The following is a 22,806-nucleotide window of genomic DNA, read 5'->3' on the forward strand; positions in this document are numbered from 1 at the left end:
AATTATTGCCTAATTGCCCAGAAACTGATGTCCAGGCCTGGGTATTGCCCCGCCACGTGCAGGGCTAGATTGCCGGTTGATTCAATGTCTTGCCAAGCGCTACTGGTTTTGTCTAACTGAAAATACGTGGTACCGGCTTGATAAGGAATCTGCCGGGGGGCCGCTGGAAGTGGGCTGATATTGACCCCCGGCAGTGATTTATTGATAAGCTGGGCGATTTTCTCCACTGAGCCGACTTTCATTTGTCCAGGTAAGCCCTGGCGCAGCCGGTCATCTGGTACATCGGCCTGAATAGCGAAGATAAACATGGCTTTACGCAGCATATCCTGATTGCCAATTGCACCTGTGCGAATGCCATACTGATTCGGCTGACTCAGTTCAATCTGCGTAGCGGCCGTTTCCAACACAGTGCTCATGGCTAGACGCAAGCTGGTCATGATAGGCAGAAAAGTGTCTTTCAAAGCGTCCTGCCGATATGGTGGATAGTTTTCCGGACGTCGGTTTCGATTGGTAAAAGTGGACAGTTCTCCGGCGGTTTGCAAGAGCTGTTGGTAAAGCTGCAAAGGGTGGAGGCAGGGCTGGTGCAATAAATGATGAATTAAAGGCTCAATGCGGTTGATGGCTTGCAGGAGCAGAAAATCAGCAATCTCTGTGCTGCTGCGGCCTGCGCCTGATACTCGGGTTGCCAGATTTTCCGCTCGCTGGTGGAGCATGGATTCAAGTTCAACAATAAAGCCGTGTAAGTTAGTTTGATTGTTGGCATCCAATGCCGGTGGAATAAAATCTTCATCGAGATGAATGTTTCTGTCTGCGCCTACCTCCAGGACTTTTGCTACCGCCAGTGTTTGAAAGGCATCCTGTTGCTGGTTGGAGAGTGACAAGTTAAAGCGCGGTTTCGCCACTTCTATTTCTGCATCCTGCCCTGAAGCATCCGCGGCATCTCTGATCATCTGCACATATGAATGAAAACGAACATGGTCAGCATCGTTTTCGTTGCTGAATTCCTGACCCGATTGGGTCGTAACAGGTAGGCTCAAGTAAACGGTCAGATCGCGACTACCCTCGGGCAGATCCAGCACTGGCATATTGCCTTCGAGGTCAAAATACAGGCCATCCGGTAATACCCCCCGGCATTTTTTGAAAGACAGCTTTCCTACCTTCAGAAGCTCTCTGTCTAATGTCAGCGCTGTGAACCCCCAGTAAAAGGCATGCATTCCCTGGGCGATATTGTGCAGCTGTTCGAGTAAAAACCTGTCCTGTTGTTGAAAGTGTTGCGGTCTTAAGAACATGCCCTCAGACCAGGAAATTCTATTATTTGATGTCATTCCTTCACCACATCCTCTGAGCCGACAATTACTCGATGTTTAACTGCAGCGCGTTACTGCCAAGCACAACCCGTATTTCGGAATTAGAATCTGGCGGCAATTCCACCACACGCTTCCAAGTTGCGTTATCAATATCCCTATAGGCTGCAATTAAGCCAAGATAGCGGGTATTTTCATCAAATATGATGTCTTTCTGGTATTCCTGCCCAGGCTTCAACTCAAGGTCGTCATGGCGAATATAGTCATTGCCGAGTTCACCTGCGGCTTTGTCGTACAATGAGAAAAAATCGGCACTGTTAAAGGCGCCGGGGGATTTGAGTTCATAGAGCCGGATCAAAATAGGTGAAGGGCGGCCATTGATATCTGGATTTACGTCGGTGGCAGCGACTACGGTTAGTTCGGCTTTGGTTACCACCGAAAATACATCCTGTACCATAGTGCTTGATCCACAGCCCAGCAAAGAGACGGTTAATCCGAGTGGCACAATCCAGCGATAAATTAGCGCAGAACGCTTGTTTCCGACTCCTGACATCCTTCCCTCCTGGTTCGTTGTTGGAGTTCGCTATTTGTTTGTTTTTTAAACGTAATGCCTTTACTTATAGTTTAATTTCCATGAATGTGCGGGGATATTTTCAGCCACTTTGTTTTTGATTTTTGATCTGTTGTTCATAGGCCTTTGCAAAGTCACGACCGAAAAGATTTTGCACATCTTGTTCACCATCCCTACACAGCGTTTTATAGAGCATGATGTAATTATCCCAATAGGCTGATTTTCGCTGCCCCAGTATTTTGGACATGCCTGTGGAGGTCTGATTAGCCTGTTCTATTCTGTCTGGGTTAAAGGTATTCAACAGTGACTGCAACGCTTGCTGCATACCTGCCAGCATGGCTACTTGGTGGGCTTTCAGGTCGTCGAAAGCTTCCTCAAAAGCTTGTTGCGCATTCATATAGCCGCCTCCTCGTTTGAACAGCAAAGACTGCATAGCCTCTTCTACATTCAGCGAGAACTTCAGCGGATTATTGTCGGTTGGCTTTATCATGGTTTGCGCCAACCTAAACTCACCTTTGATATCGCCCCTGGCCGCCAAAACACCTATCATTCCTGTTGTCATGCAACGAAATAGGCTGCCCAATTCGCGCATCAATTGCTCGGGAGAAGCAGAAGCTGCGTGCTCAGCGGTGAGACCTGCGCCCTCAAGAAACGCACTAAACAGAGCACTTTGGTTTCCGCTGACCTGGGATTGCGTTGTTTGCTGAATTTCCGGTGGCAGGGATACGCTTTCTGGAGCCTGAGCCTGAGCCTGAGCCTGAGCCTGAGCCTGGGAGGACGATTGTTGCTGCGAGCTCCAATCTTCTGGGATGCTGATACCAATGCTGGGCGCGTCGTAATGGGTTTGGGTTATGGCTGGCGCGTCAATGCCGTCATCCATCGGCTTCACGGGAGCAACTGGGTCTGGGCTGAGTAAGGTATGCCAATCTGTTTGTTCATCCGCCACTGGTGGTTGCACCAACTGCGGTATTTCGTCCGGATATTCCGCCCCGGCGTTGACTGAGGGACTCTCTTCGATACAGACCCTTATGTCGTAATCGCTAATTCGGAATCTGTCTCCGTCATTCAGAATGACGCTGTTTCCCTTGCCTATGGCCTGAGAAGCCTGATTAAGGTACACACCATTGGTGCTTAGATCCTGCAGCAAGAAGCCTTGCGGTTGTGATTCAATACGGCAATGCGATTTTGACAAAATCCGGTCTGGATCAGCCAGGCACCAATGGTTACTTTTATCTCTGCCAATACTGAGCGTACTGCCTTGCAGCTCGATACTAGAAGGTTGAGCCGCACTCTCTTTCTGGTAACTGATGATTTCCAGTCTTAACGCCAAGATCATTCTCCACTACTTAGTTCCATGAGTGTGTTGTTAAGCATCATGCTTGGTTGATACGTTTTACTGCCATCTATTGGAGAATTTTAATAACACTTGGCAGTACAACGTTCGGCGGGCATGATAATTAGCCTGTTTTCCGTCAGGTTGATTTTTCACCAATAAACAATAGGTGAAGGATTAGCCTTTAACAAATAAAAACAGATAGATAGCGTTGAAGTATTGAGCATGACAACAGACAGTGAAGCCACCTTGAACAGTGGGGTGAACGAGCATTACCGGCGTATTTGGCATACGGTGAAATTGATCCCCGCCGGGCGAGTTGCCAGTTATGGGCAAATCGCCGATCTTGCTGGTTTGCCCGGCCGGGCACGCATGGTGGGCAAAGCCCTGCAGGCTGCTCCCAAAGCGATGCAACTGCCCTGGCATCGGGTGTTACGTTCAAATGGTCAGATTGCTTTTCCTGCAGGTTCCGATACGGCTGAAGACCAAAAAGGGCGATTGCAAGAAGAAGAGGTTGTTGTATTGAAAAACCGGGTCAGACTGGTGGAGTATCAATGGCGACCGGATCTGGCGGAGCTTTTATTCGGCTTGGCATTTTAAGGAGATAATAATAATGAAGGGTCTAGTGAAGTTGGTTGGTGCAGCGTTATTCCTAATGGCTATGGCAGCCAGTGCCAGCACAGAAAGTGAAGCTGATAGTATTAAGACCTTGCTAAACCGTTTTCTGGAAGGTGCAGCGGTCAATGATATAAAAATGCATGACAGGTTTTGGGCTGACGACCTTGTGTATACCAGTTCTAGCGGCAAACGCTTTGGTAAGGCAGCGTTGATGGCCTCGCTTGAGTCTGCTCCTACCGATAGTGAAGAGAAGACAACCTACAGCGCTGAAGACTTGAATATCAGGCTGTTTGAGGATGTTGCTGTTATTACTTTTAAGTTGGTCGGTGAGACGGATAATGAGCGCCATTATTATCTGAATAGCGGTATGCTAGTGAAAAATGACAATGAATGGCGGGTAGTTAACTGGCAGGCGACGCATATGCAACAAGAGTGATGGCCTGCCAGGACGAGAAGACTAAGTGCAATGGCGGTGGCAGTTATCTCGGCGCGTTGTTGAGCGCCAGATGACGACTGTTAATAGCAGTAGCATCGCAAGCATGCTTGCTGAGCCGCCATGAACCTCCTCAACAATCACAACATTTTGTTCGTATTCCCGGCTTTCCAGCGGCAGATACAATAAATCTTCGTCATCATAACTGTCGTAGACAGCCACTAGCTCGTCAGTGTCGCCATCGTACAGCTCAATTAGTATCTCGTAGTCATCAGCACGGAAGCCTTCCAATAAGGTGGTTGTCACGTCAAGAAAATCATCACTGCTCTCCCCATGTACTGAGAACACCGAGGTCGTATGGTACTCACGAAACTTGTCCGCGTTACCCAGATAAAGGCGAGCATAAACGGGAGCTTGGGTATATAGACTGTCTACATCAAATGACAGTGTGAATTCACTGTAATATCCATCTGCATCAGGGTCGCTGAGCAAGGAGATCCAGGCATCATAGATCCAGAAATTACCAGTGTCGTTATGCTGAGGGCGCAGGGAAAGAATTCTGGCTGGCGCATCTTTGTCGCTCTTCAGGCTGGATTTAGCGCTGCTGGGACGTACTTCATTCAGTTGCGATTCTTTGGATGTTGCCTTCCATTCAGTATCAGCAAGACCTGGCAGGCTAAACAACAATAGGGCTAAAAAAGGGACGGCTTTCATTTTGAATTCTCCATCAGTGGTGTACGTACTGTGGTTGAATTCGAGTGAATTGAGGCTGAATTTGCCTTAATGAAAGCTGAAGCAGTGCTGCTCTGCTTAAAAAGTGACCGCTCGCTTTTTGTTCTGGTCACTAATGGCGCATGTTCCTATCTGACTAATGCCTATTATGCTAGTTTTTGAATAATGGCACCAAGCCAGCCTGGAGACCGAAAGGTTGGAATGCGGCATTAAAAACATGGAAAGTCGGGCTACCTAAATCCTGTTCAAGATCAGACAAGGTTCGGCGGCTGATGCCAATCATCTTGGCATAGTCTGTTTGACTCATTTCCATAATATCTTTTCGCAGAATTTTAAGGATCTGTCCTGCACTTAATTCTTGTCTCTGGTATGCCGAAAGCAATTCCAGAATGATCTCTTGCTGACTTGGTTGTGCAATTATTTTCTCTTTCATTTGCGTGGATTATTGCTTTGAGATTGTCGTTTTTTGGTCAAGGTTGCATACGTAGCATAAGATTCTCAACAAAACTAATATGCAAAATATTTCTCATTTTTTGCTTTGTAAGCAGGATGATTTCGCAACATAACTCGCTTAAAAACGACAAGGCAAGGTACAAAAAACGAAATCATCCAATGCATGAGTTGAGAATAAATTTGCGCAAAAAATTATTCTATATTTTGGATCTGCTCGCGCATCTGCTCTATCAAGACTTTAAGTTCAACGGCTGCTTGTGTTATTTCAGCATTGATAGACTTGGATGCTAAGGTATTGGATTCACGGTTAAATTCCTGCATCATAAAGTCAAGACGTCTTCCGCATGCTCCACCTTTGTGCAATATTTTGCGCGTCTCGCTGATGTGTGAATTTAATCTATCGAGCTCTTCGGCAACGTCCAAACGCTGAGCTAACAGAATCATTTCTTGCTCCAGACGAGCAGAATCCAACTCTATTTTTGCTTCTTCAAACTTGTTGCTGATACGTTCGCGTTGCCACTCCAGTACGGCAGGCATTGCAGAGCGAATTGTGCTTACTTCAGATTCAATGGCGGTCAAGCGCTGCTCAATTAATACACGCAAATTGTCACCTTCCGCTGCACGTGAACGAAGCAACTCTTCCAGACTTTTATCAAAGGCGCCGAGCAGCTCTCCTTGTATGGCATCCATGTCCGTTTCTTCGGCGCTAATGACCCCTGGCCAGCGCAGCACATCAAACGGATTGACCCCGGTAGATTGGCCATGAGATTGCACCCAGTCGGCGGCTTCCATTAATTGCCTGGCTAGACTTTCATTCAGCGTGACTTTTCCGGCAGCGGCATCATTGGCCATAAAACGCAGTGAGCATTCAACTTTGCCACGTTGTAAGGCCTTACGGAATCGTTCTCTTAACAAAGGTTCTAAACTGCGGAACTGTTCAGGCAGACGAAAATAGCTTTCCAGGTAACGTTGGTTTACCGAGCGTATTTCCCATACGGCATTACCCCATTGGGCTTTGTGCTCAATCCGGGCGAAAGCCGTCATACTGTAGATCATATGTTTGTCCTGAACGTTTAGTTAGCGCCAGTATAACCCAACTGGATCTGATGCAGAACCGGTGTTGTGGGGGCTTCACCAGATATTCCAATCAGTGCTGGGCAAGATACAGATGAGCTTGGGCGTACATTTTATGCAGATGTCGTTTTTTCATTGGGCTATAATGCCGCCCAATACAGCGCGTCAGAGGAAATCAACATGCGTCCAAGCGGCAGAACCGCCAATCAGATCCGTCCCGTCACTATCACCAGACAGTTCACCTGCCACGCCGAAGGCTCTGTACTGATTGAGTTTGGTAATACCAAGGTTATCTGTACCGCGTCTGTGGAAGAAGGTGTACCCCGCTTTATGAAAGGTCAGGGCAAGGGTTGGATTACGGCTGAGTACAGCATGTTACCCCGCTCTACCCATACCCGTAGCGACCGAGAAGCTGCACGTGGTAAACAAGGTGGCCGTACCCTCGAGATTCAGCGACTGATTGCGCGCGCTTTGCGGGCCGCAGTTGATTTGAGTCTGCTTGGTGAAAACACCATTTTGTTAGATTGTGATGTTATCCAGGCGGACGGCGGTACCAGAACGGCATCTATTACTGGTGCTTGCGTGGCGCTGGCTGATGCGCTGACTTGGATGCGTGCTAAAGGATTGATCAAAGCGAATCCAATGAAGTACATGATTGCGGCTGTTTCAGTTGGTGTATTTAAAGGTACACCGGTTGCCGATTTGGAGTACATCGAAGACTCTGCAGCGGAAACCGATATGAACGTAGTCATGACCGAAACCGGTAAGTTGATTGAGGTACAGGGTACCGCAGAAGAAGCACCGTTCAGCTTTGAAGAAATGCAGGAAATGATGGAGCTAGCCAAACACGGTTTACGTGAAATCTTCGACATCCAGCGCGCAGCACTGAACTGAGGTTAAGTATGCAAGAGTACCAAAAGGCCTTTATCGAGTTTGCCTTGGCCAGGCAAGTGCTAAAGTTTGGCCAGTTTAAGTTAAAGTCCGGGCGCACCAGTCCGTATTTCTTTAACGCCGGATTGTTTAATACCGGTCGTGACCTCGCTAAGTTAGGCCAGTTTTATGCTGCGGCTCTGGTAGATTCGAATGTTGCCTATGACCTGCTGTTTGGCCCCGCTTATAAAGGCATTCCTATTGCTACCACCACTGCGGTTGCGCTAGCCGATAAATACGACATAGATAAACCTTATTGCTTTAATCGTAAGGAAGCTAAAGATCACGGTGAGGGTGGAAACCTTGTGGGTAGTGCTCTGCAAGGAAAGGTCATGCTGGTCGATGATGTTATTACTGCTGGTACGGCGATTCGAGAATCAATGCAAATTATTCAGGCCAATGGCGCAACACTTGCCGGTGTGTTAATTGCGCTGGATCGTCAGGAAAAAGGTCAGGGCGATTTATCCGCTATTCAAGAAGTTGAGCGAGACTTCGCGACTAAAGTGATCTCTATTATCAGTCTGACTGATCTTATTAGCTACTTAGAAGACAAACCGGATATGGCTGAGAACCTGCAGCAGATCCAAGAGTACCGTCAGGCTTATGGCATTTGAATTTGAAAAAGCCGACGAGCAGCTAGATACATTGGGTCTGCGTTGCCCAGAACCGGTAATGATGGTGCGCTTGGCTATCCGTAAAATGCAGGACGGTCAAACTATCCTGGTGACGGCCGATGATCCTGCAACTACCCGGGATATACCGAGTTTCTGTCGTTTTATGGAACATCAGCTTCTGAAAGCCGATACTACACAGGCCCCTTTCCGCTATTTAATCAGGAAAGGTTCGGCGTAGTAACTGCGATGCTCTCTACTGACTGAATGTAACCCATCTTACCCTAGAAATATTGGTTAGTTGGCACTCACATTGTGCAGGGCGCACTCAAGAATGAGGCGCCTTAGCAACGCTGCAGACTGACTATCACTGCAGCGCAAATCCTCGATATGTAGCTGATGGTGGCTGATTAGCTTCGCCAGTGTATCCATACGAATTTTCAAACTTAAAAAGTCTTTTTGATGACTCACCATAGATTGCCTCCTTAACGAATCAGGTATGTCAGGTGTCTGGCTCTATTGTATTGATAGTCAATGAACAACCGGGCTTAACTTAAACATCCATTGGTCAGCAGGTTGCCGTCTCTCAAGGGAAAAGAAATCAGTTAGCTTCTTGTGCAGTAAATTGATACATCCCGATAAGCGCGCAGAGCTAAAAACATCATCACGTTGCTGCACCGCAACTAGCAAGGTAATGGATTGATTCACTACCTCACGGCCTTGATGGAAGCGCGACATTCTGTAGTAGTTATCGGCTAACAGAAGGGCTGACGAGGTCAACTCCGTGGCGGCCAGTTGTAAGTCTATTTCAGCACAGTCCAATAGCAGTGTGGCCGCTTCAAACGCACTACCAAGGTGAGGTAATGCTCTGCCCCACGCCCCTGCTTGCCTTAGTACAGATGCGCTGTGAATGCATTGTTGAAGATGTGCTATGGCAGCCTGAGGGTGAGCCGCCAGCCAGGCGCGATGGTAGTTACAAAGAAAGTGTGAAGACATGAGCTATTCCATGATCAATCAGAAGACCATTCATAAAATAGTTCAAATGAGAATTATTATCAACTCGGTTTGTTTAGCGGCAGGATTTCCTGCCGCCATTTAGTTATTGCATGGCGCGAAGCATCCAAGCGGTTTTCTCATGAATGCGCATGCGATCCGAAACTAGCGCTGCGGTGGATTCATCATTGGCTTCCTGAGCCAATTTCAGGGCTTCTCGGCAAGTTTTTACGACCTGCTCATGGCTCTTGTTTAGTATCTGCACCATATCTGCAGCAGCAGGAACATCTTCTACTTCCTTGATAGAGCTGAGTGCAGCAAAGGCCTTATAAGTACCTGGCGCAATCACGCCCAAAGTACGAATACGTTCGGCAATGTCATCAACGGCAACAGCCAGCTCGGTGTAATGCTCTTCAAACATTAAATGTAACTCACGAAACTGTGGCCCGGTGACGTTCCAGTGAAAGTTATGCGTTTGGAGGTAGAGAGTGTAGGTGTCAGCCAACAAACGTTTAAGTCCAGTGGCGATATCCAGCCTGTCCTGAGTCGCGATCCCTATATCAATATTACTCATCTTAATTCTCCGAGTTACTTTAAGTACTCATATAGGATTGGGGTAAAGTGTTTTTAGATCAAGTACAAGAACTCTATCGATTCAATCGATTTTCCACGGTTTACTCTAGGGGCGTCTTAATTTCGCCATAAAAACTGATTCTGCCGGGACTTGCATCTGAGGTAATGTTTCCTTGACGAAGTTTATGGCCAACTCTGAAGGGAATGTAGTGGTAAAACGTACTATCTTGTCCTGTTCAACGAAAAAGAAGTAGGCTGCATAGAATGGCTCGGTGTCTGCACTCAAAATGCTGGCATCCAAGTAGAAACCTTGATACTGCCGCCCTTGTTGTGTCCACTTTATCGCGGTGTTTGCGGTCATGCTTAACGGCGGTAATTTGTGCTGTTTTGCAAAATCAACCAGGTTGCTACGCAACTTATCTGTTTCTTCGGCAATAGCCGTTGGCATATCAGTAATGTTACTTGAAGGAATGGGGTAAATGCTTACTTCTATTCTATCGTTCTTAAATTCAGGGTTATGGTAGGTAAGAACCGAACCTTGAAATGGGTCGTTGTAGATCAATCTATGGCTAAGATGGAAACTTGCCACTTGGGATGGCACCTGTAAATCAGATGCATAGTCATCAGCTTTCAGGGTTTTGGCCAGATAGCCCGAACTAAACACGTCATCGCGCAGAACATCAAGCTGCAGGTCTTTGCTAAATTCGGCGATAAAAGATGACTGACGTTCTCTCGGCACTCGATATTGATATGTAGTTAGGGGTATGCCCTGCCAGGCTAATAAGACATCAACAATGATCTGCTTGTCATCTTGAACGCCAGCAAGAAGAAACTCATAGTCCGCACCGGGGTTTTGGGTGACGAGTGGGAATAGCCCGGTGTTTTCTAGTTGCCGAGCAATCAGATTCAAGTCTACCGCCATTAGCTGGCACTCGTTGTCTTGCTGCAAGCACCAATTGGCCAACTGGTTTTCTGACTGCTGGTAAAATATGCCAACGGCTGGGAGGTTTACTTCTGTCGTGGCGGGCAATATGGGTTCTTGAGTAGCTACGCTACACCCGCATAGCCAAACTAATAGCCACGCTATTATGTTTGAACGCAAAGACATAACAAACCCATCAAAATAAGCCAAAGCAGATTGTACGGGGCGACCGATCAATTGCCTATGAATATTTTGCTGTGGAGGCAAGACATCCCTGTCTTGCTGGCTATTCATGCTTAACTATCTCACCGTCCTTCATGACAAAGTTAATTTTGGAGAGCAGTGAAATATCTTGCAGGGGATCTCCTTTTACTGCTATTAGGTCTGCCAACTTGCCCTTTTCCACTGTACCCAGTTGGTCAGAAATACCCAGTAACTCTGCACCATGAAAGGTAGCTGAGCGAATGGCTTCGATTGCAGGCATACCTGCCTCCACCATCAATGCAAACTCCCTTCCATTATCTCCATGTGCTGATACTCCTGAATCCGTACCAAATGCAATGTTGACGCCGGCCTTGTATGCCTTTGCAAATGTGTTCTGGATCAGCGGTCCTATAGCTGCGGCTTTAGGTCTGACAAGGGCGGGAAAGAAGCCATCAATCTTGGCTTTTTCAGCTACCCACTCGCCAGCCATCACCGTAGGTACATAATAGGTGCCATGTTTCTTCATAAGCTTCATGATCTCGGCATCCATGTAGGTGCCATGCTCAATGGAATCTACACCAGCCAGAATGGCTCGTTTCATACCTTCTTTACCATGGGCATGTACGGCGACTTTCATGCCGTAGTCTTTAGCTGTAGCGACTATGGCATTCAGCTCATCTTGCATAAATTGTGGATTCTGGCCGCTCTTGGCCACACTCAAAACACCGCCGGTGGCGGTAATTTTGATAAGATCTGCACCATCTTTGTAACGCTGTCGGACGGCTTTTCTTGCATCTGCTTCACCATTCACTACCCCGTCGGCAGGGCCTGGGTCACCCATCAGCTGCTTTCTTCTGCCATTGGTTGGGTCGGCATGGCCGCCTGTGGTCGCGATAGATTTTGCAGAAGTGTAGATGCGCGGGCCCTGAATGCTGCCGCTATTGATTGCATTGCGTAGCGCAACGGTTTCATTGAAACCATCACCTAGGTTACGCACTGTTGTGAAACCAGCCTGCAGTGTTTTTTGGGCAAAGCTTACCCCCTTAAGCGCATAGTCCGCCTCATTTAAGGTGAAGCGTTCCATGTATACCCCCGGGCCCTGCTGCGAGCTTAAATGCGTATGCATATCCATCAAGCCTGGCATCAAGGTTCCGTCGCGCATATCAATAAGTTGGTCAGCATCACCCGGCTGCAGGTAACCGCTTTGTACGTCAACGATTTTATTTCCATCGACCACAACTGTCATATTCTTCAAGACCTTAGTGTCTGCTGCCGATATCAGTTGGCCAGTGTGTATAAATGTGGCTGCTAAGGATTGCCCAGACATGCAGGTTAGGCTGAGCAGGCAGAGATATTTGATTTTCATTATTGTTCCCTTTCGTGCACTTGTTATTGGGACACCTTAGAGCAGTTTATAACGGACGGCAAAGGGTTTGCGATTGTTATAAAGTTGTGGGTTTTGAGTGGTTGACTTAGTAAAAGTGTTAATGGCTCAGCCATTCGGCAATAGACAGCAAGTATATCCATATATACAGAAATGCGATCAAATATCGAAAATGCCAGCTTAGCGACATTTAGCGTATGTTATTTCATCATTTTTACACTAACTAGCTGGTTTATCTATTATTTTTGCTATAATGGGCGGTTCGAACGTTGTTGTTCATACTTTCACTTTCTGTCGGGCAAAAGGATATTTAAATGCGTCGTGAGCAAACACTCATAAATGAAGAGGTCTTGTACCAAGCTGATGAGGAGTTGGTATCGACGACCGACTTACGAGGTGTCATCACTTACGCCAATAGTGCCTTTTGCCGAGTTGCTGGCTACTCGCTGGATGAGCTGCTGGGGAAGAATCACAATTTAGTTAGACACCCGGATATGCCAAAGGAAGCCTTTGCCGATTTATGGGAAAGCCTGAAAAAGGGGCAAGCCTGGCGTGGAATGGTAAAGAATCGCTGTAAAGATGGGCGCTATTACTGGGTTGATGCGTACGTTACACCTATTTTTGAGGGCGCTGATAAGGTTGGTTATCAGTCCGTACGAGTTAAACCTGACCGGAATTTAGTGGCTAAGGCCGAGAAAGCTTATGCCTTGATCCGGACCGGAAAGTTTAGTGGTTGGGAGATGGGGAATGCGCAAAAGCATCTGCTGACCGCTGGCCTGACAACCTTGGCCACCGCGTTGAGCTTTTGGAGTGGTGGCTGGGTTGCCGGTCTTACGGTTATTGGGTTGTTACTAACACTAGCTTGGCTGTATCGCGATGAGCTTATTAGTGTGCCTAAAACAGCCAATCAACTTAAATCACAGTATGACAGTGTCTGTCGGTTTATCTACAGTGGAAAAGGCACACAGAGTTACATGGATTTCCATTTGGGACTAATGCAAGCTCGTTTGCGCACTGTGCTTGGGCGTATGCAGGATTCAGCCAGAGGGTTATCTGGGGTTGCCAGTGAAACCGCGAGTGCAGCACATACAACAGCCAGTGGTTTGGAGCAGCAAAAGTTTGAAGTTCAGCAGATTGCGGCGGCCATTACCGAAATGGCCGCAACCAGCCAGGAGATTGCTCGCAACACTGTGGATACATCGGAAAAAGTTCGCGAGGCTAGTCAGCATTGTGGTGACGCGCGGGAAAGTGTTCAGCAAAGTAAGGATAAAGTGAGTGGCCTTGCTTCTGTGGTCGAACAGGCAGCGGCATCGGCTAATCAATTGGTTGTTGAGGCTGACAAAGTTGCCAACGTGATGGGCGAGATCGAAGCCATCGCGGATCAAACTAATCTGCTTGCCTTGAATGCGGCTATTGAGGCGGCCCGCGCTGGCGAGAGTGGTCGAGGCTTTTCGGTTGTGGCTGATGAGGTTAGGGCTCTGTCCACAAGGACACAATCATCGACAGCGAATATCCACACGAGTTTGAAAACTATGCGTCACACACTGCAGCAGTGGGTTGTTAGTATGGAAAAGAGCCGAGAGCAGGCTATGGAGTGTGTCGATGATGCAAGCAATTCTGCTAAAGCCATCGCAGAGATCTATCAGATGATGTCCGTAATTGCTGACTATTCTACTCAGATTGCCACTGCGTCAGAGCAGCAAGGTAAAGTATGTGAAGAGATCAGTCGCAACATAGGAAAAATTACCGAAGTGGCTGATGATAATGCCCAAGTAGCATTGTCTATGGAACAGAGCTCATCGACTTTGCGCAGTAATATCGATGGGATAGCTGCCATGGTGAGAACCTTCAGCCATCGTTGATTAATAGAGGGGGCTGCTGACTACAGCAGCCCAAGACTGAATTGATAGTTCCCGCTACTTAATAGCAAATGTCTGGTGTTGTTGATTTCGCCAGGCATCCCCAGCTCGGCTAACTGGTAAAATACGTTCTGGTGCAATCTTGCATAGAGATTTCGGCGTACTAATAAGTAGGGCAGCAGATCCCCGCTAACCTTATCAGTTAAAAGCTGCACAGGATGTTCATCACTCACCAGATACTGCTCATTAATATTGGTACTAAACAGCAGATAGTCATCTTGTTGTTGCCAGCCGGTGACCAAAAATGGCGCATCGGCAACCTGAATACCCACCTTCTCAACTGGCGTGACCAGATAATACTTTTCACCTTCGCGCACAAGTACTCTGGCGAAAAGCGTTACCAGCGATTGCCGTCCAATGGGGGAACCCTGATAGTGCCAACTACCGTCATGATGAATCTCAAGGTCTAGTTCCCCGCAATAATCGGGGTGCCAGTCCTCTACAGGCGGTAGTGCTGAATCCTGTTCTACCAGGCGCGCTTGTATGTCTTGCAGTTTCATTGGCTTACTGGGTTAAGGCGTCGCGAATCTCTCTGAGTTTAGCTTTAATCAGACGCATATTTTCTGGCCCGGTTCTCAGTAATTGCTTCTGAGGTGCGGAAAGCGACTCCAAACGCTCGTCTGTGTACTTATACATCACGCTGTCGGTGCTGACTTCAACCGGAATAGGGACTTCTGGTGTATCCAGCAAATGGTTTATCGCATCATCCAGCACTTCGTCAAAATCACTGCTTCCGTCGCCCACTTCTGCAAAAATTTCAGTGATGGTGGGCTTGTACACTTCATACAACGCAATAAGTTGGTTGGTATCCATGCTTTCCAACGCTTCGACATAAGGGGTATAACGCTTATAACTGGCGGTATCTATCCATTCTTTCCCGGCCTGACGGTAGACACGAAATTCTTGTTGGGGAGGTTGCAGAACTCTGTGGCTGGCAGCCAGTTCACTGTTGGATAAATTGGTGCTGAAGACAACAAAACGTCTCAGTAAATCATCATCAACAATAAATCTTGCCAGTGCTTCATAGCCGCCGGTATTCAGAATTGCGGTTTTCACTGCACCATCGCTTATGTCGACGGGTTCAGCGGGTAAAGGTTCAGGTACCGGCTCCTGCTCTGGCAATTGGGCGGGGCTTTGTGGTTCCTCTATTTCCGGTTCGGGCTGAGGTTCAGGTATTGGCTCTGGCTCTTCAACCTGAAGTGGAGCTGGCAAGGGTTGAGGTTGCGTTTCAGGCGCAGGCTCCTCTGAAGGCCAGAAGAACACGGCCAGCAAAATGATCAACAAAACGCCGCCGATCAAGGCATGGGGAAGCAAGGATTTCTTCTCTGTTGATTCTGTCTCAGCCATCTAAGGTCCACCTTCTTTGCTGCATTGCTAGGTATAAGGTACTCAATTGGTCGCGGGATTGCATCCACATACTCCTCAGGAAATATGGATTTCACCCCATATTTATATCGACTGAGCAAACGCCCATTGGTTTCATTTAATTGAACGGCTATCGAGCATTGTGAACCCGAAGAGTAAAGTTTGCATGAATTTAAAACGTTAAGGTCGGAGGCTTTGGCCTGCTGGACAGCATAAACAAGCGGGGATAGACTGGTCTGACAAGATGTTTTTAACCAAGTTTTAACATACTGCCGTGTGCGGAGCGCTAAATGAGTTATGTATTGCTGGCTATTCCGTTCTTTTTTTTACTTATTGCCATTGAGCTTGTCGCTGAACGGGTACGCCACACAGATTATTATCGCGTTAATGATGCCATAAATAGCCTCAGTGCCGGTGTTTTGAGCCGGGTGATCGGGGTTGTTTACAAGCTGATCCCTTTTACGATTTATGCGCTTGTGTTTGAGCATATAGCTTGGCTGACCTTGCCCGATAGTCTTTGGGTTGGTGTGCTAGCCTTTGTTCTTTACGACTTTTTCTATTACTGGAATCATCGGCTTGGCCATGAAATGAATGTGCTGTGGGCCGCACACGTGGTACATCATTCCAGTGAGGAATATAACCTGACTACGGCACTACGTCAGAGCAGTAGCAGTCTGTTCAGTTGGGTATTCTATTTACCTATGGCTGTACTGGGTATAACCCCGGAAATGTTCATTGCTGTTGGCTCCCTGAATCTTATCTATCAATTTTGGGTGCACACCAGACATGTGCCCAAATTGGGCTGGCTGGAATGGATATTAGTTACCCCATCAAATCACAGAGTGCATCACGCGCAGAATCAGCGATACATTGATCGAAACTATGGTGGCGTTTTCATTGTTTGGGATCGCTTATTCGGTTCATTCCAAGAAGAGTTAGAGGATGACCCTCCGCTATTTGGCATACGTAAAGCGCTGCGTAGCTGGAATCCACTTTGGGCCAATGTTCATGTATACAGCCAGTTGGCGCATGATTGCTGGCATGCTGCACGTTGGCAGGATAAGGTGCAGATCTGGTTCAAACGAACTGGCTGGCGGCCGGCCGATGTAGAGGCTAAGTACCCTATCCCCAAGGCAGATTTAAGTCGATTTGAGAAGTATGATCCGCCTATTGGTACTGCCACAAAGCTGTATAGTCTGCTGCAGCACGGATTAACTATTCTTATTGCGCTTATGCTTATGCTGCGCGGTAATGAAATAACTTTGTGGCAACAATGGGGAATCATGCTGTTTGTGTTGTTTTCGACTTTCAGTGTTGGTGCCTTGATGGAGCAGAGACGGTTCGCGCTTTGGTTGGAATTGGTAAAAAACCTATCGGTTTTGGCCACTCTCGCTGTGTTCTCGATACCTCACTGGTTGAGCATCACTTTAGTTACGGGCTCTGTGATTAGTCTTGTCATGTTGATCGCCGTAAAGTCGGCAGCGCCTCAGCCCGCTATTGAGAAAGCTTGAATTTGTCACGGCGTAAAGTTGCCGCTTTACGCTCTCTCTTAGCTTATAACCAAGCGAACTTGTTTATCCTAATGACATCAGTATCCTAGTATAAGGATTTCAATGTTGGAGGATAAATGACTGAATTTAACTGGCAACGGGCTGTCATCAAAGTTGGTAGCGCACTGATATCACCTGACGGGCATCAGTGCAGTGCTAAGTACTTGTTGGCCATCGCCAGATTTATTACCGAAAGCCGCGAGCAGGGCAAACAAGTTGTTATTGTGTCATCAGGCAGCGTGGCTGCAGGACGCAGTGCCATTGCCCACAATGCCCACCCTTCCATTGCTGAAAAGCAGGCTATGGCAGCCATTGGGCAAACGCAAATGATGGCAAACTGGTCACGTTTTTTTGATTTTCCCTGTGCCCAAGTGTTACTCACTTACGATGACTTTCATGATCGGGCCAGGTATCTCAATATCAAAAATACCTTGCGTGAATTGCTGAACAACAATGTGTTACCCATAGTTAATGAAAACGATACTGTTGCGGTGGATGTACTGAAAGTTGGCGACAATGATAATTTGGCTGCCTACACCGCTATGGTTGCCGAAGCCGATACCTTGATTATCTGCTCGGATATCGACGGGCTTTACGACGCCGACCCCAGACTTAATCCTAATGCACGGTTGATTCCCCATGTAGAGCAGATCGATGGCACTATCTATGGGCTTGCTGGTGGTCCAGGAAGCAAAGTCGGTACAGGGGGCATGCGAACCAAGATTGAGGCGGCTGATAAATGCTCTGAGAGTGGAATTCAGACACTTATCGTTAATGGCGGTAAGGGAGAAGTGTTTGATGCCTTATTGGATGGTCGTATTCCCGGAACCAGGTTTGTGCCAACCAAAACGCCAGATTCTGCCAAAGCACAATGGCTCAAGCACACGCTGATTGCGACCGGTCGGATAGATGTCGACCACGGTGCCAGAGAGGCGCTAATTAAATCCGGGGCATCTTTACTGCCTGTTGGTATCGCCAAAGTTGAAGGTGATTTTATGCCGGGTGAGGCGGTAGAAATTTGTCATCAGGGCCGCCCTTTTGCCAAAGGCGTCACGCTATACAGCGCTGCAGACCTAAACGCGATTAAAGGCATGCATAGTGATGATTTTGAGAGTGTTATCGGTTATTCGTCAGGTGAAGCTGTAGTGCACCGCGACGATTTGGCACTGCTTTAAATCCCGGAATTGCAATAGAATCGAACCGCTCGGCTGTCCCGCTGGGCCGGTTAAACAGGAGACATCATGAGTTTTTCCATTCGAGACATGGCGCAGAAAGCCAGAATGGCGTCACGTCAGCTGGCCAAGTTATCGGCGCAGCAAAAGAATGCCGTATTACATAGTATTGCCGATAATCTGGTCAGTATGTCTGAACAAATATTGACGGCTAACCAACAAGATTTAGCTTCAGGTAAAGAGGCTGGTTTGACAGATGCCATGTTGGACAGGTTGGCTTTAAATGAAAAGTCATTGGCAAACATTGCTGAGGCCGTTCGACAAATCGCAGCGCAAGATGATCCTATCGGTAGCATTCGCGATATCCGTCGCATGCCAAGTGGTATTGATGTAGGCAAAATGCGTATCCCACTGGGTGTGATAGCCATGATCTACGAGTCTCGTCCAAATGTGACTATAGACGCCGCTGCGCTTTGTTTTAAAGCTGGTAATGCCGTGGTACTGCGTGGTGGTAAAGAAGCGCTGCATTCTAATTTAGCGTTGGCCGAATGTATTCATCAGGCATTGAGTACACATGGTGTAGATGCGAATGCCGTGGTAGTGATCCCAGATCCCGATCGGGCCATTATGAATGAGCTGCTGACACTGAATCAGTTTATTGACCTTGTGATCCCACGTGGTGGAGAGGGCCTGATTCGATTTGTATCGGAAAACAGCCGCATACCTGTGATCCAGCATTTTAAAGGGGTTTGTCACCTCTATGTGGATAAGGATGCCGACGAAGTTAAGGCCTTAGGATTGCTGACCAATGGTAAAACCCAGCGCACTGGTGTGTGTAATGCACTGGAAACTTTGCTGGTACATAAAGATATTGCGCCAAGCTTTCTGCCTATGGCCGCGGCCATGTTCAATGAGCGCAAGGTGCGTGTGCATGCCTGTGAAAAGAGCATGGGCTATTTCCATGAGGCTGAGCCAGCTACGGATGATGACTGGGATACAGAATACCTGGCACTGGAAATCGCAGTGCGAGTAGTGGAAGACTATGCCCAAGCTATTGAGCATCTGGAAGCGCATAGCTCTGGTCATACCGAAGTGATCGCCACCCAGGATTACTCCACTGCACAGCGATTTATTCGCGATGTAAACTCTGCGGTGGTGATGGCCAACGCCTCGTCGCGTTTCTCCGATGGTGGTGAGTTGGGGCTGGGCGCCGAGATTGGTATTTCAACCAGCAAGCTGCATGCCTATGGCCCTATGGGGGTAGAGTCCCTGACCACCGAAAAATTTGTGGTATTGGGTGACGGACACATTCGCCAGTAATAGCAGGAGGGCTAAGCCCTCCAGTTCTTATCTTTTGAGCTTATATAGCTCTTGATTCAGCTCATAGGCAGGTTCAGTGACAATGCGCTCCAGTATTTGTATACGCTCCTGCAACTGCTGAATTTTTTCGTCTTTTTCCTTGTCTGCGCAACGCTGCTGTTTTGTTCCTTTGGCTGCAAAGGGGGAAGATGCCTCACCGCTTAGCCAAGCCATTAAATTCCAGCCATTACGATGATCCAGCCAGTAACCGAACAGGCTGGCCGCCAGTAAACCAACAAAAAGCAAAATAAACAGAATTGTTGTCATGATCAGGTTCCTTTTGATGAATCCAAGGTCGTCTGATTGCTAGTCATCTCATTGATGATTTTTATAACAAACTATTTCTGCACTTTTCTATTCTGTTTCATTGCGTAATACTGGCGCCCTTCCATTTTTACGCCACCGGAACAGACTCTGGACTTCGAAAAACTCATTCAACTTTACGGTCCGTTGTTAAGCCGGGTAGCGTCTAGTTACGAAGCCAACAGTGAGCTACGCAAAGAATTGCTGCAAGAGATCTACCTGGCGGTTTGGCAGGCGATGGTTGGCTTTCGAGGGCAGAGCAGCGAGAAAACCTATGTGCTCAGAATTGCCCACAACCGCAGTGTTAGTCATGTAGCCAGCCAAATGCGACATAAAGGCCGGGAAGATATCTGTGTGCAAAGTCTGCCTGATGAGCGAACTGCCCCAGAGGACAAAATGGTTCGTCAGAATCAACAACAAGCATTGTTGATTGCTGTGCGTAAGCTGCCCTTGCAAAGCCGGCAAGTGGTGACATTGTTTATGGAAGGCTTGAGCTACCAGGACATAGCAGAGGTCTGTGGTATTAGCGCCGCGAACGCGGGAATGATCTTAAATAGAGCCCGTCAGACTCTGAGTAAGGAGTTGAATCATGAGTGATAATCGCGATCCTTTGCTACAGAACTGGCAAAGTCAGCAGGTTGACTTGCCCGATTTGGCCGAGCTAAAGGCCAAATGGCGAAAAGAGCGATTCAAACAATGGATTTATGTTGTGCTGGACTGGCTGTCGGTTGTCTTTGTGGCAGTAGTTATCCTGTATTTTTTGCCCAAGAAAGAGCTCGTGCAGATTTGGATGGTTGCCATCTTTGTTTTCACTTTTGCAGCGGCAGCCTGGAATACCTGGTTAAGGCGCTTGTCGCTGTTTCGAAGTCGGGACAATCTGCATGAACACCTGCAAACGTTGCGGCAACAGAATCTGAATAACATTCGGTTGGCCAGATTTACTCAATGGGGGCTGGTGATCATGCTGATCAGTGTCGCAGTGTTGCTATTGGCAACCTGGTATCAAGAGCAACCGCCTTGGGAAGCCTTCCAGATGCGTTTGTTGCGCGTTTTTGCTTGGGTGGGTGGTGTTTGTGCGCTTGGGTGGTGGTGGACCATAAGGATACTAAAGAAAGCGCAGCAACAGCTTGAGTGGTTGGACAGTATCGAACAGAGTTCACTTTGATTTAGGGCTGTTGGGCGTAAATAAAAGGAGTCACAGACGTATGGCCAGGTTAACCGACATTTATATCTACCCGATAAAATCTACTCAGGGTATCGCTCTTTCCCATACCTGGGTTGAAGGGCCTGGTCTGAGCTTCGATCGTCGCTTTATGTTAGCGGACAGTAAGGGGCGCATGTTAACCGGGCGTGCCTTGCCAAAGTTAGTGCAAGTTTCTGCTCTGCTGCGTCGAGATGGACTGATGGTTTGCCACCCCGACATGCCTGCACTTTATATCCGCTATGCTGACTGCGCTATGGTGCCCGTGTCCACGCATGTATGGAAAGACCAGTTCGATGGTTTTGCCACTACAGAAGCGGCTAATCGTTGGTTTAGCATCCTGCTGGGGCGTGAATGCCAGTTACTCTACTGTGGAGAACACACCCCTAGATTCAGCGAGAAAGCCGGTGTAGATGTGAGTTTTGCCGATGGTTTTCCGCTGTTATTGATCTCTCAGGCGTCGTTGCAGGAACTTAACCGTCGCTCGCCTATTGTCCATCAGATGGCACAGTTTAGGCCTAATTTGGTGGTTGAGGATACCTTGCCTTTTGCTGAAGACGGTTGGCAAAAAATCCGTATTGGCGAGGTAGAGTTTAAGGTCGACTCACCTTGTAGTCGCTGCGTGTTTATCACCAGAGATCCCCGTACCGGCGAGTTTCTGGCAGATCAAGAACCGTTAAAGACTCTTGGTACCTTTCGCAAAGATGAGTCAGGAAAAATTAACTTCGGTATGAATCTGATTGCATTGAATGAAGGGCGTTTGGACTTGTCTATGCCGGTTGAGGTGCTGGCCGAGCGCTAGTACGCAGATACGCTTAGGCTATTAAGATGGCGAGCAATACGTTTGGGCGACAGGCGGAATGCTCGTCAAGATTGGTTGACACCCCGTTAACTTCTCACAAACCCAGACGTATTTGCTGAGCGCCTTACTCTCAGCTAAGACTACCTGTGCACTCCTGCTCATCATGCTACCGGTATTTAGTTTCAGCCTTGCAAGGGACGAATGGGCACCCTCTATTTGTCAAACAACAAGGCAACTTATTATGAAAACTCTCAACGTCATTGCTGGCATTGGCCTGTTGGCTTTGTCTGCCCAGGCATCGGCCCAAGTCGAAGTCTATAAAGATTACGATATCAGCGAGCAGGTTACGCTGGTGACCACCGTAAAAGTAGACGCCAATATGCTCGACTACTACCTCGAAGGTTTACGGGACACCTGGGTAGCGGCAAACATTGTGGCTAAATCTCTTGGTCACCTTGAAGATTTCCATATCTATAGCAGTGAGTTACCGCAAAGCGGTGATTTTAACCTGATGCTAGTGGTTAGCTTTAAATCTGGAATGGATCTGGAACCATCGAAGAAGCGTTACGAGGAGTTTATGAAAAAATGGGGAGAAGAACGCAATAAAAACAGCCGTAAAATTGCGAAAACCTATCCAGAGGTTCGCCAGATCACAGGTGACTATAGGCTCAGGGAAATCAAGTTGAAGTAATAAGTGAAACAGTGATTGAAATTTATTAAACGTCACCTAGCAAGCGCTGGGTGATGTTTTTAGTTGGCCGTTTGTTGAAGTGTGAATGCAAGATCTCAATGGCAGATTGAGTGGCCTGACTTCTTTCTCATTGCTACGAATGCCTGATTCAATGCGCTTTGCGGCCAAATCCATGGCTAAGCAGAGTTAAGCTCCAGATTAAGGAATAGAGAAATTAGTATTCTTTGGATAACTGCCAGCTCATGGAATAAAAAAGCCCGGCCAAATTGACCGGGCAAAGGGCTTGGTTAGCACCTAACGACAGAAACT

27 protein-coding genes are annotated in these 22,806 nt (G+C 47.6%); 13 read left to right on the top strand and 14 right to left on the bottom strand.

Translation table 11 applies throughout. From position 1 onward, the window contains the following. Window positions 1-2: 2 nt before the first annotated feature. The 3 genes from tssK to tagH all read right to left on the bottom strand — a co-directional run bounded on the left by tssK (window position 3) and on the right by tagH (window position 3,205). The gene (gene tssK / locus KJY73_RS10000; protein ID WP_214343503.1) at window positions 3-1,325 is read right to left on the bottom strand and encodes a type VI secretion system baseplate subunit TssK; all 1,323 of its coding nucleotides are present in this window, start codon (window positions 1,323-1,325) and stop codon (window positions 3-5) included. Window positions 1,326-1,353: 28 nt separating this feature from the next. Continuing rightward, window positions 1,354-1,857: a type VI secretion system lipoprotein TssJ gene (gene tssJ / locus KJY73_RS10005; protein WP_214343505.1), complete on the bottom strand. Its 504-nt coding sequence runs from the start codon at window positions 1,855-1,857 to the stop codon at window positions 1,354-1,356. Window positions 1,858-1,957: 100 nt separating this feature from the next. Beyond that, window positions 1,958-3,205 carry a type VI secretion system-associated FHA domain protein TagH gene (tagH, locus tag KJY73_RS10010; protein WP_214343507.1) on the bottom strand — a complete coding sequence of 416 codons (1,248 nt, stop codon included), beginning with the start codon at window positions 3,203-3,205 and terminating at the stop codon, window positions 1,958-1,960. Between the two features lie 228 nt (window positions 3,206-3,433). Between tagH and KJY73_RS10015 the strand changes: the two genes are divergently transcribed. Further along, on the top strand, window positions 3,434-3,808 hold the full coding sequence (locus tag KJY73_RS10015) for an MGMT family protein (RefSeq protein WP_214343509.1): 375 nt from the start codon (window positions 3,434-3,436) through the stop codon (window positions 3,806-3,808). Between the two features lie 13 nt (window positions 3,809-3,821). Then, window positions 3,822-4,262 carry a nuclear transport factor 2 family protein gene (locus KJY73_RS10020; protein ID WP_214343511.1) on the top strand — a complete coding sequence of 147 codons (441 nt, stop codon included), beginning with the start codon at window positions 3,822-3,824 and terminating at the stop codon, window positions 4,260-4,262. 21 nt (window positions 4,263-4,283) lie between these two features. On the opposite strand, the gene KJY73_RS10025 is transcribed toward KJY73_RS10020, so the two are convergent. From KJY73_RS10025 to KJY73_RS10035, 3 genes are all read right to left on the bottom strand, one after another. Beyond that, window positions 4,284-4,973, bottom strand: coding sequence for a choice-of-anchor H family protein (locus tag KJY73_RS10025; protein ID WP_214343513.1), 690 nt, complete (start codon window positions 4,971-4,973; stop codon window positions 4,284-4,286). 169 nt (window positions 4,974-5,142) lie between these two features. Then, on the bottom strand, window positions 5,143-5,424 hold the full coding sequence (locus KJY73_RS10030; RefSeq protein ID WP_214343515.1) for a helix-turn-helix transcriptional regulator: 282 nt from the start codon (window positions 5,422-5,424) through the stop codon (window positions 5,143-5,145). Window positions 5,425-5,636: 212 nt separating this feature from the next. Continuing rightward, the gene (locus tag KJY73_RS10035) at window positions 5,637-6,500 is read right to left on the bottom strand and encodes a YicC/YloC family endoribonuclease (protein ID WP_214343517.1); all 864 of its coding nucleotides are present in this window, start codon (window positions 6,498-6,500) and stop codon (window positions 5,637-5,639) included. Window positions 6,501-6,698: 198 nt separating this feature from the next. On the opposite strand from KJY73_RS10035, the gene rph reads away from it, so the two are divergent. Genes rph through tusA form a run of 3 tightly spaced genes read left to right on the top strand, consistent with a single transcriptional unit; the run spans window position 6,699 to window position 8,300 of the window. Then, window positions 6,699-7,412, top strand: a complete 714-nt coding sequence (gene rph, locus KJY73_RS10040) for a ribonuclease PH (RefSeq protein WP_206595638.1) — start codon at window positions 6,699-6,701, stop codon at window positions 7,410-7,412. A gap of 8 nt (window positions 7,413-7,420) precedes the next feature. Beyond that, window positions 7,421-8,062, top strand: coding sequence for an orotate phosphoribosyltransferase (gene pyrE, locus KJY73_RS10045; RefSeq protein WP_214343519.1), 642 nt, complete (start codon window positions 7,421-7,423; stop codon window positions 8,060-8,062). Then, a complete protein-coding gene (gene tusA, locus KJY73_RS10050; RefSeq protein WP_214343527.1) occupies window positions 8,052-8,300 on the top strand; it encodes a sulfurtransferase TusA in 249 nt (82 codons plus the stop codon). Before pyrE ends, tusA begins: the two co-directional genes overlap by 11 nt. A gap of 56 nt (window positions 8,301-8,356) precedes the next feature. Here the strand turns inward: tusA and KJY73_RS10055 are convergent, their stop codons facing one another. The 5 genes from KJY73_RS10055 to KJY73_RS10075 all read right to left on the bottom strand — a co-directional run bounded on the left by KJY73_RS10055 (window position 8,357) and on the right by KJY73_RS10075 (window position 12,117). After that, window positions 8,357-8,533: a hypothetical protein gene (locus KJY73_RS10055; protein WP_214343529.1), complete on the bottom strand. Its 177-nt coding sequence runs from the start codon at window positions 8,531-8,533 to the stop codon at window positions 8,357-8,359. Between the two features lie 57 nt (window positions 8,534-8,590). Continuing rightward, complete coding sequence (locus KJY73_RS10060; protein ID WP_214343531.1) at window positions 8,591-9,055, bottom strand: hypothetical protein; 465 nt, start codon at window positions 9,053-9,055, stop codon at window positions 8,591-8,593. A 103-nt stretch (window positions 9,056-9,158) separates the two neighbouring features. Beyond that, entirely contained in the window at window positions 9,159-9,626 is a 468-nt protein-coding gene (locus KJY73_RS10065) for a Dps family protein (RefSeq protein ID WP_214343533.1), read from the bottom strand. A 105-nt stretch (window positions 9,627-9,731) separates the two neighbouring features. After that, window positions 9,732-10,841 carry a hypothetical protein gene (locus KJY73_RS10070; protein WP_214343535.1) on the bottom strand — a complete coding sequence of 370 codons (1,110 nt, stop codon included), beginning with the start codon at window positions 10,839-10,841 and terminating at the stop codon, window positions 9,732-9,734. Next, on the bottom strand, window positions 10,834-12,117 hold the full coding sequence (locus KJY73_RS10075; protein ID WP_214343537.1) for a metal-dependent hydrolase family protein: 1,284 nt from the start codon (window positions 12,115-12,117) through the stop codon (window positions 10,834-10,836). The genes KJY73_RS10070 and KJY73_RS10075 overlap by 8 nt, the downstream gene beginning before the upstream one ends. Window positions 12,118-12,449: 332 nt before the next feature. Here KJY73_RS10075 and KJY73_RS10080 point away from each other — a divergent pair, with 332 nt between their 5' ends. Beyond that, window positions 12,450-13,997: a methyl-accepting chemotaxis protein gene (locus tag KJY73_RS10080; RefSeq protein WP_214343538.1), complete on the top strand. Its 1,548-nt coding sequence runs from the start codon at window positions 12,450-12,452 to the stop codon at window positions 13,995-13,997. Between the two features lie 20 nt (window positions 13,998-14,017). Here the strand turns inward: KJY73_RS10080 and KJY73_RS10085 are convergent, their stop codons facing one another. Both KJY73_RS10085 and KJY73_RS10090 read right to left on the bottom strand, forming a co-directional pair. Continuing rightward, window positions 14,018-14,554: a DUF1285 domain-containing protein gene (locus tag KJY73_RS10085; RefSeq protein ID WP_214343540.1), complete on the bottom strand. Its 537-nt coding sequence runs from the start codon at window positions 14,552-14,554 to the stop codon at window positions 14,018-14,020. A 4-nt stretch (window positions 14,555-14,558) separates the two neighbouring features. Next, on the bottom strand, window positions 14,559-15,401 hold the full coding sequence (locus KJY73_RS10090; RefSeq protein WP_214343542.1) for a DUF3014 domain-containing protein: 843 nt from the start codon (window positions 15,399-15,401) through the stop codon (window positions 14,559-14,561). Window positions 15,402-15,709: 308 nt separating this feature from the next. On the opposite strand from KJY73_RS10090, the gene KJY73_RS10095 reads away from it, so the two are divergent. The 3 genes from KJY73_RS10095 (at window position 15,710) to KJY73_RS10105 (ending at window position 19,461) form a co-directional block, all read left to right on the top strand. Further along, window positions 15,710-16,930: a sterol desaturase family protein gene (locus tag KJY73_RS10095; protein WP_214343544.1), complete on the top strand. Its 1,221-nt coding sequence runs from the start codon at window positions 15,710-15,712 to the stop codon at window positions 16,928-16,930. A gap of 116 nt (window positions 16,931-17,046) precedes the next feature. Then, a complete protein-coding gene (gene proB / locus KJY73_RS10100) occupies window positions 17,047-18,144 on the top strand; it encodes a glutamate 5-kinase (protein WP_206595650.1) in 1,098 nt (365 codons plus the stop codon). Between the two features lie 66 nt (window positions 18,145-18,210). Next, window positions 18,211-19,461: a glutamate-5-semialdehyde dehydrogenase gene (locus KJY73_RS10105; protein WP_214343546.1), complete on the top strand. Its 1,251-nt coding sequence runs from the start codon at window positions 18,211-18,213 to the stop codon at window positions 19,459-19,461. A 27-nt stretch (window positions 19,462-19,488) separates the two neighbouring features. On the opposite strand, the gene KJY73_RS10110 is transcribed toward KJY73_RS10105, so the two are convergent. Beyond that, the gene (locus tag KJY73_RS10110; protein ID WP_214343548.1) at window positions 19,489-19,767 is read right to left on the bottom strand and encodes a hypothetical protein; all 279 of its coding nucleotides are present in this window, start codon (window positions 19,765-19,767) and stop codon (window positions 19,489-19,491) included. A 165-nt stretch (window positions 19,768-19,932) separates the two neighbouring features. Here KJY73_RS10110 and KJY73_RS10115 point away from each other — a divergent pair, with 165 nt between their 5' ends. From KJY73_RS10115 to KJY73_RS10130, 4 genes are all read left to right on the top strand, one after another. Next, entirely contained in the window at window positions 19,933-20,400 is a 468-nt protein-coding gene (locus tag KJY73_RS10115; RefSeq protein WP_332874213.1) for an RNA polymerase sigma factor, read from the top strand. Further along, window positions 20,393-20,968, top strand: coding sequence for a hypothetical protein (locus KJY73_RS10120; RefSeq protein ID WP_214343550.1), 576 nt, complete (start codon window positions 20,393-20,395; stop codon window positions 20,966-20,968). Before KJY73_RS10115 ends, KJY73_RS10120 begins: the two co-directional genes overlap by 8 nt. Before the next feature lie 40 nt (window positions 20,969-21,008). Further along, window positions 21,009-21,806: an MOSC domain-containing protein gene (locus tag KJY73_RS10125; RefSeq protein ID WP_214343552.1), complete on the top strand. Its 798-nt coding sequence runs from the start codon at window positions 21,009-21,011 to the stop codon at window positions 21,804-21,806. Between the two features lie 241 nt (window positions 21,807-22,047). Beyond that, window positions 22,048-22,497 (top strand): hypothetical protein, encoded by a 450-nt coding sequence (locus KJY73_RS10130; RefSeq protein ID WP_214343554.1) that lies wholly within the window; start codon window positions 22,048-22,050, stop codon window positions 22,495-22,497. The last annotated feature ends 309 nt before the right edge of the window (window positions 22,498-22,806 follow it).

Origin of the sequence: Bowmanella yangjiangensis (assembly GCF_018531185.1) — a bacterium.
Lineage (GTDB): Bacteria > Pseudomonadota > Gammaproteobacteria > Enterobacterales > Alteromonadaceae > Bowmanella > Bowmanella yangjiangensis.